The 12,995-nt window shown below is 43.8% G+C and carries 10 protein-coding genes; 3 read left to right on the forward strand and 7 right to left on the reverse strand.

Translation table 11 applies throughout. From position 1 onward, the window contains the following. Window positions 1-14: 14 nt before the first annotated feature. Window positions 15-1,373, reverse strand: a complete 1,359-nt coding sequence (locus HNQ46_RS10100; RefSeq protein WP_183684574.1) for an NCS2 family permease — start codon at window positions 1,371-1,373, stop codon at window positions 15-17. Window positions 1,374-1,788: 415 nt separating this feature from the next. Here HNQ46_RS10100 and ade point away from each other — a divergent pair, with 415 nt between their 5' ends. The 3 genes from ade (at window position 1,789) to HNQ46_RS10115 (ending at window position 5,474) form a co-directional block, all read left to right on the forward strand. Then, complete coding sequence (ade, locus tag HNQ46_RS10105; RefSeq protein ID WP_183684575.1) at window positions 1,789-3,498, forward strand: adenine deaminase; 1,710 nt, start codon at window positions 1,789-1,791, stop codon at window positions 3,496-3,498. Window positions 3,499-3,764: 266 nt separating this feature from the next. Then, entirely contained in the window at window positions 3,765-4,982 is a 1,218-nt protein-coding gene (locus HNQ46_RS10110) for a dicarboxylate/amino acid:cation symporter (RefSeq protein WP_183684576.1), read from the forward strand. 186 nt (window positions 4,983-5,168) lie between these two features. Next, on the forward strand, window positions 5,169-5,474 hold the full coding sequence (locus HNQ46_RS10115; protein WP_183684577.1) for a DUF898 family protein: 306 nt from the start codon (window positions 5,169-5,171) through the stop codon (window positions 5,472-5,474). A gap of 59 nt (window positions 5,475-5,533) precedes the next feature. Here the strand turns inward: HNQ46_RS10115 and HNQ46_RS10120 are convergent, their stop codons facing one another. The 6 genes from HNQ46_RS10120 to HNQ46_RS10145 all read right to left on the reverse strand — a co-directional run bounded on the left by HNQ46_RS10120 (window position 5,534) and on the right by HNQ46_RS10145 (window position 12,759). Next, window positions 5,534-6,337: an ATP-binding cassette domain-containing protein gene (locus HNQ46_RS10120; protein WP_183684578.1), complete on the reverse strand. Its 804-nt coding sequence runs from the start codon at window positions 6,335-6,337 to the stop codon at window positions 5,534-5,536. Between the two features lie 37 nt (window positions 6,338-6,374). Next, window positions 6,375-7,460, reverse strand: a complete 1,086-nt coding sequence (locus tag HNQ46_RS10125) for an ABC transporter ATP-binding protein (RefSeq protein WP_183684579.1) — start codon at window positions 7,458-7,460, stop codon at window positions 6,375-6,377. A gap of 3 nt (window positions 7,461-7,463) precedes the next feature. Further along, complete coding sequence (locus HNQ46_RS10130) at window positions 7,464-8,303, reverse strand: ABC transporter permease (RefSeq protein ID WP_183684580.1); 840 nt, start codon at window positions 8,301-8,303, stop codon at window positions 7,464-7,466. Between the two features lie 4 nt (window positions 8,304-8,307). Continuing rightward, window positions 8,308-9,270, reverse strand: coding sequence for an ABC transporter permease (locus tag HNQ46_RS10135; protein ID WP_183684581.1), 963 nt, complete (start codon window positions 9,268-9,270; stop codon window positions 8,308-8,310). Window positions 9,271-9,378: 108 nt separating this feature from the next. Next, window positions 9,379-10,989, reverse strand: a complete 1,611-nt coding sequence (locus tag HNQ46_RS10140) for an ABC transporter substrate-binding protein (protein WP_183684582.1) — start codon at window positions 10,987-10,989, stop codon at window positions 9,379-9,381. 525 nt (window positions 10,990-11,514) lie between these two features. Beyond that, window positions 11,515-12,759, reverse strand: coding sequence for an OmpA family protein (locus HNQ46_RS10145; RefSeq protein ID WP_183684583.1), 1,245 nt, complete (start codon window positions 12,757-12,759; stop codon window positions 11,515-11,517). Window positions 12,760-12,995 lie beyond the last annotated feature (236 nt).

Below are 12,995 nucleotides of genomic sequence, written 5' to 3' on the forward strand. Positions count from 1 at the left end.
TCCTTATATGAAGCTTACAACATGATGTACTTCAAAATAAAGATGAGCGACAGTACATACATCAGCGGTGTCAACTCCTTGGACTTCCCTGTGAAAAGATGAAGCACGGTGTAGCTGATGATACCGAAAGCAATTCCCTCGGAAATGGAATAGGTAAAGCCCATAGCACAGATACAGATAAATGCTGGAATAGCCTTTACCATGTCGTCCCAATCAATCTTCGTTACCTGCTGCATCATGAAAAATCCTACAACAATCAAAGCCGGTGCTGTAGCAAAGGATGGAATAGCAAGGAAAATCGGAGAAAGGAATAGAGATACCAGGAAGAGTCCCGCCGTCACCAATGCTGTCAAACCGGATCTTCCTCCCTCTGCAATACCGGATGCGGATTCCGCAAAGGTCGTAATAGTAGAGGTTCCCAAAACAGCGCCTGCTGTAGTTCCTAAGGCATCCGCCAAAAGAGCGCCCTTAATAGCAGGCAGCTTTCCCTCTTCATCCAGCATATTCGCCTTGGATGCGCAACCGATTAAGGTTCCCAGGGTATCAAAAACATCCACAAAAAGGAAAGCAAAAACAACTACCAGGAAATTCAAAGAAAACACATTGCTTAAATCCATCTTAAAGAAGGTGGGCGCAATAGAGCTGGGTACAGAAATCAGGGAGCTTGGAATCAAGCTGTAAAAGCCTGCCTCAGGATTAGGAACATAAAGGCCTGTCAACTGACAAAAAATACCCAAAACCCAAGTAACAATAATACCGATTAGGATGTGGCCTTTAATATTCTTTACTACCAAAATAGAAGTTACCAGTACACCGATTAACGCCAGAACCACGGTAATTCCTTCAGAAGCAAAACTTCCCGCTTCAATAGACTTCTTAAAAGAGAAAAGAGTTACCAGTGTAGCTCCGTCCACAACAATGTGAGCGTTCTGAAAACCGATAAAGGTAATAAAAAAGCCGATTCCCACAGCTACCGCCACTTTCAAGCTCTTAGGAATCGCATTGAACATTGCCTCTCGTACATTGGTCAAAGATAGAAGGATAAAAATAATGCCTTCTACAAAAACCGCTGCCAACGCCGTTTCCCAGTTATAGCCCATCCCCAATACCACCGTATAGGAAAAATAAGCATTCAATCCCATACCTGCGGAAAGCACGAAGGGAAGGTTTGCCAGAATTGCCATAAAGAAGCTGGCCAGGGCAGAGGCTAAGGCTGTTGCGGTAAAAACAGATCCCGCATCCATTCCGGAAGCCCCAAGAATTCTGGGATTCACCGCCAAGATGTAAGCCATGGTCATAAAGCTGGTGACTCCCGCAATGACCTCCGTCTTTACATCCGTGTTCTTTTCTTTCAGTTTGAAAAATTTCTCCATCTGTCGTCCCCCTATGAAAAAAAATAGACTGTATATGAAAACGGGTAGTGACTTCACGACATGTTCCTACTCGTCCTCAAGCATGTTTTGCCTCCCTAGCCCTCTATTTTACTCCATTTGCTGCTTTTGTAATGTCTCCTTCCTTCGAAAACACCCCTTACTAAACTTACTCGCTATACAGGAGATTGTACATCAAGTCTCGTAAAAGAACACCAAATATTTTCATTTCTACACTTTTTCTCAATAAACACATTTCGTCTTGGATATTTTGCATAGTAACACTCTGTCAAAATGAGAGAGTTTTTTATTGTTTTGGTAAATATCTTATGGCACAAAAGGCAAATTTATGCAATAATCAGTATAACACTCTTCAAATAAGCTAATTTATTAGTTATTTTTTATAGGGGGCATAAATATGAATAATCGATTACAAGCAATTCTCTCGAAAGTTTGTTTAAAGGAAAAGGAAGCCGATCTGGTTATGAAAAATGCCCGCATTCTGGATGTTTTTACCGGCAGTATTTATTCCGGGGATGTGGCTGTTTCCCGGGGCTATATCGCCGGAATCGGGGAATATCGGGGCAAGAAGGAAATCGATGCCAAGGGACAATTTCTGGTTCCCGGTTTTATAGATGCCCATTTGCATCCGGAATCCACCATGGTGACTCCCCATGAATTAATCACTCTGGCAGCTTTAAAGGGAACCACCTGCTTTATTGTGGACCCCCATGAAGCCTGCAATGTTTCCGGTAAAGAGGGTATCGATTACATTTTACAACAAAGCGAGAAAAGTCCCGCCAATGCCTTTGTGATGCTTCCTTCCTGTGTCCCCTCCACGGAGATTGACGACAACGGCGCTGTCTTTTCCGCAGAGGATATGAAGGAATATCTGGAGAATCCCCGCATCTTAGGGCTTGGAGAGGTAATGGATGATTATAGCGTGATTCATCGGGAAAAGAAAATGATGGAAAAGCTCTCGCTGTTTTCCCGGCATGTTTTAGACGGTCATGCCCCCTTTCTTCCAAAAGAAGACTTACAGGCCTATGCCTTAAACGGCATTCAAACAGATCATGAGGCGGTGGATTTTGACTATGCCCTGGAGCAGATTCGTGCGGGAATGCACATCCATATCCGGGAAGGCTCCGCTGCAAGAAATTTGGAGGCTTTGGTTAAGGGAATACTGGCTCACAAAATCGATACCAGAGCATTTTCCTTCTGTACCGATGATAAGCACATTGAAGATATCATAAGAGAGGGGCATATCTCCCACGCCGTTCGAAAGGCTATTGCACTGGGGCTCCCCACCTGCTCCGCCTACCAAATGGCCACCATTAATACCGCGGAATGTTACGGCCTATCTCATCTGGGGGCTATCGCTGTGGGCAGACAGGCGGATTTTCTTCTGATTTCCGATCTGGAAAAGGTCGAAATCACCGCTGTATATTATAAAGGAAAGAAAGTGGTGGAAGACGAGCATTTACGCATTCCCCGCTGTCCCTCAAAGCTGAAGAAAACCGTTCACCTCTCTCCTCTTAAAGAAAAGGCTTTTCGTTTACCCATTTCCAAGCAGGAAGTAAATGTCATTGCCATGGAAGAAGGGCAGATTACCACCAAACGTTTACAGGTGATGCTGAAACGATGCGGCAATTTTACCGGAGAAGAATATCCGGAATATCAGAAAATCGCCGTAATAGAACGGCATAAGGGAAGCGGAAAAATCGGATTGGGCATCTGCCAGGGCTACGGCATCCATGGGGGAGCCATTGCCAGCTCCGTCAGTCATGATTCCCACAACCTGATTGTGATTGGGGACAATGACCGGGATATGTGCTTAGCCGTCAATGAACTCATCCGCCTGCAGGGTGGATTTGTGCTGGTGCAGGGAGGAAAGGTTTACGATTCTCTGGCCCTTCCTATTATGGGGCTGATGTGTGATTGCGGTTTTGTGGAAGCGAACGCGCATCTGGAAAACATGAAGCAAAAAGCCCACGAAATGGGAGTCCCCAGGGGAATGGATCCCTTTATCAGTATGTCCTTCCTGGCTTTACCGGTAATACCGGAGATTCGCATCACCCCAAGAGGGCTTTGTCTGGTGCAGAACGGGAAGCCGAGGTTGATTCAGTAAGAAAGAGTACCATACTGCATAAAATTCCCATTTGGCATCCGCCCGAGCTTCCCCCTCTTTAGATATAACCATTTTCTATATCCAGTTCAAAGAAATCTATTCTTTACAATACCGCCTCTTTTCTTTAGGATAGAAACATTACAAAGGACGTTTTTTTCTATAGAAATAAGAACTTTTGAAAACCGTAAATCTTGACCTGAAATACTTTACTCGATTTTTATAGAAAGAAGGATTCCAAATATATTTTCTGAAATGAGGGAGTTAGTATGGGAAAGAAAAAATGGCTGAGTATTCAGCAGACGGTTTGGATTGCTTTAGGGCTTTGTTTGGGTTTAATCTTTGGACTCATTATGCCTGAATTTTTCTACACCCCTCTGAATCTGATTGCCACTATTTATATGTCTTCCTTGAAAATGATGATTTTCCCCCTGGTATTTTGTAGCTTACTGACCGGCATTATGGGTATCGGCTCCATTGCCAAAACCGGAAAAATCGGCCTCTATTCTCTTTTGTGGTTTACGGCAACCACCCTTTTCGCCAGCACTCTGGGACTTTTCCTCCCCGGGCTTCTCCATCTTGGCGTGGGAGCCCGGATTGTCGCTACGGACGTGAAAGTGGATGCAGTAGAGTTTAAAAGTCTTCTGGGAACTTTAGAAAATATCATCCCCTCCAATCCCATTGCAGCATTCTCCGAGGGAAATATGCTGCAGGTGCTTTCCTTTGCCATCATTATGGGACTTGCCTGCCTCTCCCTAAAGGAAAAGGCGGAGCCCTTTGTGAAGCTTTGTACCTCTATTCATGATATTTCCATTTTTATCGTTTCGAAGATTATGCTTTTCACTCCCATCGGCGTTTTTGCCTGTATGGCTACGGTAATGTACAGTAACGGTATCAAGACGGTTCTGCAGCTGGGACAGGTTATGCTGGCCTTATACATTACCTTTGCCCTTTATGCTTTGATCGTGTATGGAGGAATTGTGAGAGTAATCGGAAAGATCCCTATAGGCAGGTTCTTCACCTCCATTGCTCCGGCTAGCTTGAATGCATTTTCCACCTGTTCTTCCAACGCTACTCTCCCCCTATCTATTGAATGTGCGGTGGAGTCCTTGGAGGTTCCGGAGGAAGTAGCCTCTTTAACACTTCCCTTAGGAGCTACCATTAACATGGATGCGGTGAGTATTCTCATGTCCTTTATGATCAGCTTCTTCGCTTCCGCCCTGGGTATTCCGCTAACCCTGGATACCATGATTACGGTTTTGGCCGCAAATACCTTGCTCAGCATCGGAACTCCGGGAGTGCCCGGCGGGGCTATTGCCGCCTTTGCCGCCCTGGCTCCCATGGCAGGACTTCCCATCAACCAAATCCTGGGAGTGTATATTTCCGTAAATACTCTGGCGGATATGGGTGCCACCACCGTCAATGTGATTGGAGATATTGCCTGTGCCACTGCCATCAGTAAGCAGTTGGAGAAAAATAATGGATAAAGAACCCGCCTAAAAGGGAGTCTTTAAGAATAAGAACCTTTAAGAATAAGATACTTTAAGAATAAGACAGTTCAAAAAGCAAGTTCCCGAGTGTACAATCTGTGCATAAAATCCGGAACTTGCTTTTTTTACTTATTTTCTTTATAATTTACGAGAATTTTACGTTTTTAAAGAAAAGGAGTATTTATGGGAGAATCTTATTTTGACGGCGGTTTATTGCAGCTTATCGGATGGTCACTTTTAGGAAGCCTTATCACGGTATGTACCTTTGGAATCTGCTTTCCCTGGGCTATCTGCATGATTTATAACTGGGAAATATCCCACACCGTCATTAACGGGCATCGCCTTCGTTTTACCGGCAAAGCCACTAACCTCTTTCTGCAGTGGATTAAGTGGTTCCTGCTTTGCATTATCACCTTGGGAATTTACAGCTTTTGGCTCAGTATTGCCATCAGAAAATGGAAGGTAGCCCACACCGAGTTTGCAGACTAAGCTTTGCAGGGATAAGTATTGGTACTATATTTTTAGGAAGGAAAATCGTTATAAGCCCTTTAGCCTTCCCTTCTATACCACCCGGGAACTGCCGACAGCAGAGTCCGGGTGTATTCTTTTTGAGGATTTTGAAAAATACTTTCACAATCCCCTTCTTCCACAATTCTTCCTGCCTGCATTACGCCAATCCTATCGCTGATATAGCGAACCATCGCCAAGTCATGAGCCGTAAAAATGTAGCTAAGCCCCAGCTCCTTCTGTAAATCCTTTAGCAGATTCACAATCTGAGCCTGTATGGACACATCCAAGGCGGAAATCGGTTCGTCGCAAAGGATAATTTCCGGTTCTACTATCAAGGCTCTGGCTATTCCGATTCTTTGTCTCTGTCCGCCGGAAAAGGCATAGGGCATTTTTCTTCTATCCGCTTCAGCTAAAGAAACCATTTCCAAAGCCTTTTTTATCTTTGTCTCTTCTTCTGCACGGGAGAGCTTTAGACGCCGTAAAGGCTCTTTTAAAATTTCCTCTACGTTCCAATGAGGATTTAAAGAAGAATAGGGATCCTGAAAGATAATCTGCATCTTATCCTGCATTTTCCGCATAGCCCTTTGGTCATCCTTTCTAACTTCCTTTCCATGAAAATAAACTTCTCCCTCAGTTCTCTTTAAAAGGCCCAAGAGGCAACGACCAAGGGTACTTTTGCCACAGCCTGATTCCCCCACCAAACCGTAGCATTCTCCCTTATACAGGTCCAGGTCCACCTCCTGTACCGCATGGGTAGCAATCTTTTTTCTTCCCCAAAAATCCCTTTGATAAAATATCTTTTCTATTCCTCTGGCAGAAAGAATCCGCTCCTTTTCTTTCATTTTTTCACCCTAATCTTCACAACATAATAAAATTATTTTACGCTTTCTCTCCGGAAGAAAGCTTGTGACAGAATACCCTATGCGTTTCGGAAATCCTTGCTTCCTTCGGCAGGGCTGCCTGACAGGCGTCCACTCTTTCCTTGCACCTTTCATAAAAAGGGCAAAGGGTAAATTCCTTTAAAATCGAAGGGGGATTTCCCTCGATAGCTACCAGTGCTTCCTCCTTATCTTTTTCCATACTGGGGATGGCCGCTAAAAGGGCTTTGGTATAGGGATGTTTAGGACTTTGGAAAATCTCTTCCACCCTTCCCTCCTCCATCACCTTCCCTCCATATAAAATCAGAATGCGTTTGCAGCGTTCCTTCACCAAAGAAAGATCATGACTAATCAAAATCAAGCTTGTGCTTCTCGCTTTTACCCCTTCCAAAAGAAGGTCTAAAATCTGGGCCTGCAAGGTAACATCCAAAGCAGTGGTGGGTTCATCCGCAATCAGCAGGGCCGGAGAGCAGGATAAGGCCATGGCAATCAAAACCCTTTGCCGCATACCGCCGGAAAACTCATGGGGATATTGCTTATACTTTTCCTCCGGATTGGGAATCCCTACGGAAGCAAGTAAAGCAATTGCTCTTTCTTTAGAATCCTTTTTTGAATCCTTGATTCCTAAAAATGCCCCGGCAGAATTGCCAGCTGTCAAAGGCTGTATCGGGGCATTTATGCCGGAAAAGGCTTCCTTATCTTTAGTCCTGACAGGGCTTCCATTTTTCTTCCTTTGTCTTTCAAAAATCTCTCTCAGCTGTTCTCCGATGGGAATCAAGGGGTTCAGCGCAGTCATGGGATCCTGAAAAATCATCGCTATTTGGCTTCCTCTAAGGGAAAGGTACTCCTTTTCCGTCAAATTTCGTAAATCCAATTCTTGAAAAAGAAGCTTCCGGGCAGAAACTTTTGCTTTTTCCGGCAGTAATCCCATAATCGCCTTCATGGCCATAGATTTTCCGCTTCCGGACTCCCCGATGATTCCCAAAACTTCTCCCTCCTCCAGAGAAAAGCTGACGCCGGAAACCGGATAGACATTCATTTTTCCATAGGGTATTTCCACCTGCAAATCTTCAATTTCCAAAAGCATCTTCTACTCCCTTTCTAAGAGAAGCGATTCCCTAAGAGCCTCTCCCCATTGATGGAAAGACAAAACCGTTATAATGATCAAAATTCCCGGAAGAATAGCCATGTGGGGAGCCTTTTGCAGGAATTTCTGGGCATTCTGTAAGAGACTTCCCCAGCTGGACATAGGAGCAGTTACCCCTCGTCCCAGAAAGCTTAATGCACTCTCCACCATGATTGAGGAGGCTATAGCCGCCGTGGAAGCTGTGATAATAGTGGGAAGTATCCCCGGAAAAATATGGCTAAAAAGTATTCGCAAGGGAAAAATTCCTAAAAATCGGGCATATAGGACATATTCCCGCTCTTTTAGGCTTAAGACCTCTCCTCGAATGATTCTTGCTGTTTCCATCCAGCTTAATAGCCCGATGACCATAACAAGAGAAAACAGACCTCTTCCAAAAACCATACCGAAAACCATCACCAATATCATCCAGGGAATAGAGGAAAGAACGTCTACAAGTCGCATAAAGAAGAAGTCCGCCACTCCTCCGAAATAGCCGGAAAGGAGTCCAATCATGACACCCAGTCCGATACTCATCGCCATAGACAAAAAACCGACCATAAGTGAAACTCTTCCCCCGTAAAGAACTCTGGCAAAATAGTCTCTGCCCACCTCATCCGTTCCGAAAAAGTGTTGTATAGAGGGCTTTGCCAGACTATGAATCACATCCAATCCCTCCGGATCCAAGGGCAGAAGGGGTAAGATCAAGGCTAAAATACTGAAGCCTATTAAAAAGATACTGGCTAAAACTCTATGGGGATGACTTAGAATTCTGTTGATAAACGCTTTACCTCTGCTAGCTTGCATTTTTTTATCCTTCCTTCTTCCAAAGTGAAATTCTCGGGTCTATCAAACAATACAAAATATCCGAGAGCAAATTACCTAGAATTACCAAGGTACCGGATAAAAGCAAAATCGCCATAACGATAGGATAATCCAGTGCATCTACCGCTTTCACAAAATAAAGGCCTATCCCCGGCCAGGAAAAAACGGATTCCGTAATTACCGCCCCCGTCACCAGTAGGGGCAGAGACATTCCCAGCTTACTAATCATAGGCAGACAAACATTTCTTGCTACATGATGAAAAAGTATCTCCCTTTTACTTGCGCCAAAAGCTCTTTGCACCAAAACATAGTCCTGCCTTAATTCCGACAATGCGGAAGAACGAACATAGCGCATTAAATCCGGAAAAAAAGCAAGCACCAATACACAGTAAGGAAGAAAAAGATGATGCAGGAAATCCAAAATATCCCATTCCTTCCCAATGGTATGCATTCCCAGTAACGGAAAAAGCTTCCAATGATAGCCAAAAAAATAAATCAGCACCAATGCAATCCAGAAGCTGGGTACCGCAAGACCTATGGTGGAAAGGCTGTCCAAAAGCTTGTCCTGCCATTTTCCCTTTTGGCTTGCACTGTATAGCCCCACTGCCATAGCCAAAAAGTAGGCGGTAAGGTAGGAGGGAAGAACCAAAAGGATAGTGTTTGGAATTCGTATCCGTAGATCATCCATAATCCGGGTATGACTAAGGAGAGAGTTACCGAACTCTCCCCTTAGAATATTTTTTAGCCATCGAAAATACTGCACTGGCATGGGATCATTTAAGCCGTATTCTTCTCTTTTTTCCTCCCTTTGCGCCTCCGTCATCTTGGAATTGGCTATGGAATCCACCGCATCATAGGGAACCAGATTCATAAGTCCAAAGGACAAAAGGGTAATGAGTAGGAGCAGGGGAATACTTTGCAAAATTCTTCTCCCGATATAGAATGCCATTTTCTTGCCTCTTTTCTACTTGTTCTATTCTTTTGAAAAATAAAGCACTTGCTTACTTGCTAAAATACTCACAGCTTTGCTACAGCACTTACTTTCCTGCTTTTAAACTTATTTAAACTTTAGCTTGGATAAATCTCCAAAGGTGTAGATAGGCACAAGCTGAGCTTCTTCCGGATCCACATCCTTCTTGGTAACCAGTGTTCTTAAATTGGTACCCAAAGGATAGTAAATTGCCTCTTCCGTTACCAATCGCTGTACCTTATTATAGATTTCTTTACGTTTCTCCAGATCCAAAGTACTATTTCCCTCTCTAAACAACTTGTCGATTTCCGTATTGTGGTAATTCATGTTGTTGTCCTTCTCGGAGGAGAAAAGAATGGCGAAGGTATCCGGATCGGAGCCCATCACATAGCCTCCCAGGAAAATGTCATAGTCTTTATTCTCCAAGTCCTTGGTAGCTTTGTAGTAAGCCGCATCTGCCAGGCTCGCCAATTCCACCTCCACGCCTACAGCCTTACATTCTGCCTGAATCGCCAGAGCTTCTCTTTCTAAAATAGGAGTATTAGCAGGATAGAGTAAAGTCAACTTCTTAGGACCATTCTTTACCTCTTCCTTGGCTTTCTCCAAGTCCTGATCCCACTTCTCCACATCCTCGCTGTAGAACTGGTTATCATAGGGCAGGAAGGAGTAGCCTAAATGATAGTAATCCGGATCTCCGTAAGCCGCCTTCATAATTTCCTCTCTGTTTAAGGCATGGAAAATGCCGGAACGGAAGGTCTTATCCTGCATATTGTCGGAAGCGGTATTCAAACGAATATAGGGCACACGACCTTCACTATAATTGTATAGGGTGAAGGCATCATTTTCCCGATAAGGCTCAATCATATCCGGAGACAATACCATGGCTTCCGCCTCTCCGTTCTGCATAGCCAAAGTAGCGGTATCTCCCTTGTCAATTACCCGATAAATCAAGGTATCAATATAAGGCTTACCCTTGGCATAGTTGAGGTTGGCTTTAAACTTCAAATATTCTCCGGTCTTATACTCCTCCAGCACATAGGGACCTGCACCCACCACCTTATCTTCTAATAAGGAAACATCCGTATTTTCCTTACCTTCAAAGATATGCTTAGGAATAATGCTGACCTCATCGGAAAGCATCTCCATAGCACTGGCGGAAACAGAGGGGAGCTTAAAAAGAACGCTTAAATCATCCTGCTTTTCCACCTTTATGGGCTGATCCCCGATATAAAGATTCTTTGACAAGCTGTTGATGGTGTCATAAGTAAAAACAATATCATCCGCTGTTAATGCTTCCCCATCACTCCATTTTAAATCCGGCTTCAACTTCATCGTCAAAGTAAGACCGTCTTCAGAAGCAGTCATGCTCTCCGCCAGAATATAATCCACCGTTCCGTCTCCGTAAATATGATAAGCAGGGGCATAGGCTGCATGGCAGGTCATAAGACCGTAGCGGTCATCTGCTGTTAAAGGATTCAGGGTATTTCCCGGGTCACCGTCAATGATGTAGGTGAAGCTGTCTTTCTGTCCGGAAGCATTTGCCTCTACCTTCTTCTCTCCATCAGAAGAAGCATTCTGCTCTTGTGCCTTTTCTGTAGATGCTCCTGTTCCCTTATCTTCCGCCTTGCTTCCTCCGCAGGCTACCAGGGCTGCGGACAAGAGTAGCAAGGGAAGTAGCTTAGCCAAGTTTTTTTTCACTTTTCTCCTCCTTCTGTACTGTTTCTCTTTCTTCCGAGATTTTTCTATATAATTAGGAAAAATGTCGGTTTTTCGAAATCAAAACGGTATTTTATGATAATTTTTATTTTGCCTTCTTTATTATTATACTTTTTCGCTAAATTTATCAATAGTATAAATCACTTTTTTGTTAGATATTTATAATCTCGATAAATGTATAGACTTATTGGATTTATAAATAGTGTATAAATCAGCCCTTCATATTCAAAAATACAGGCATATTTTTTACAGACTGTTCTAAGATCTTCCACGATAATCATGAAAACAAACTCTCCCGTGCTTCATCCAACATAAACATTCAAAACAAAAAAGATGTAAAAAACCATGGAAGCTATAGCTTCCTGCAACAATCCGAACTCCCTAAGGGTAGATTCGCAATGTTACACTCCCGGTTTTTTACATCTTTAATTTCTTTTTTGGGTTTAGATTAATTGGTCTTTAAAGCAATTTTAGCTTTTAAGCAATTTGGCTTTTAATACTATTCTCTTATGCAGTAGGAACGATAATCTCTACACGTCTGTTTTGCTGTCTTCCCTCTGCGGTATCATTGGTAGCAACAGGACGGCTTTCTCCGTAACCGTGGGTGGTGATTTCCGCCGTCACTCCTTGAGAAGCCAGATAAGTCTTTACAGCGTTGGCACGATTCTCGGAAAGAACCTGGTTATGCTCATCCGTATCCATGGAGTCGGTATGTCCGTCAATCTGGAATGCGGTAATTCCCGCTTCCTTTAATACCGTTGCCAAATCATTTAAAATCTTCTCCGCATCCGGACGAATATCATATTTATCCACATCGAAAAGCACGCCGGAATCCAAGGTAATCAAAAGGCTGTTAGCCTCCAGACTTGGGACTGCGGGAACCATGGAAAGCTTTGGCAGCTTGGTAGGCTTCTCCAAAGGCTTGGCATCTACAGTCTTTTCGTCATAGCCAAGGGAAATCACTGCCTTTCCCTGTCCATCGTTTTTAATGGTCAAACCGGTCTCGCTGTTATAGTAGCTTCCGCTTCCATCCGGCTTTACATCAATGTCAATAGATCCCTGGGTATAGCTGGTGGAATAATCGCTGACCATCATGGTAATGTCCTTCTTCGTGTCGGTGAAGATTCCATTGCCACCTTCGCTAACCTGGAGCGTAATATCCTGTCCATCATCGGAATACTGTCCGGTACCGTCAGAATTCACCTGTAAGGTGATTCCCTTCTGCTCATCCACATATTGTCCGGAACCATCGGTATTTCTCTGGATGGTAAGACCTCTCTCCGCATCCACATACTGTCCTGCACCGTTTCCGTCAGTCTGCACGGTAAGACCGTCGGCGCTCATCTGACCGGCTCCTCCTTCTCCCAACTGCATCACACTGTTTCCACGGAAAATCTGATCATTCTCCAGCTTTACAGGGGTAACGGTGATACCGGGAACGGAACTTAAGGCTTCTGTCTTGTCCATAGTAATCTTCGCTGCAGGATTTTCAAAAATGCCAAGGCCGTTAATCTCCACTGCCGGAATCGCGGGAATCTCTCCCAAAGCATACCCGGGAACAATGAGATCCTTTGCATCGGAAGCTTCTTCCTTTTCGGTTTCCTCTTCCGTTTCCTTTTCCGTTTCTTCTTTTGTTTCCTTTTCTGTCTCTTCCTTTTCTACACTGCTGGGCTCTGCTGCTTTCTTACCGCCACAGGCACTCATCATGATAGCAAATGACAAAGCGATAATAGGATAAATCTTTTTCTTCATACTCTTCCTTTCCTCCAAAAGCTTTTACAAAGCGGAACTCGGCACTATAACATTCTTTTCCTACCGAAAACCGACAAGTTGCCCCAGTAGTGTATCAAAAATACGCGAAAAAGTATATTTATTTAATATTTTTATAAAATTTTCCAAAAATGAAAAAGTAAATTCCACTCATCTGTCTCCCGGTAGATTTTACTTCTGCACAGTTGATATTTTCTCTTTCACATTTCTCATGGTAT

Source organism: Oribacterium sinus, assembly GCF_014202695.1.
Classification (GTDB): domain Bacteria; phylum Bacillota; class Clostridia; order Lachnospirales; family Lachnospiraceae; genus Oribacterium; species Oribacterium sinus.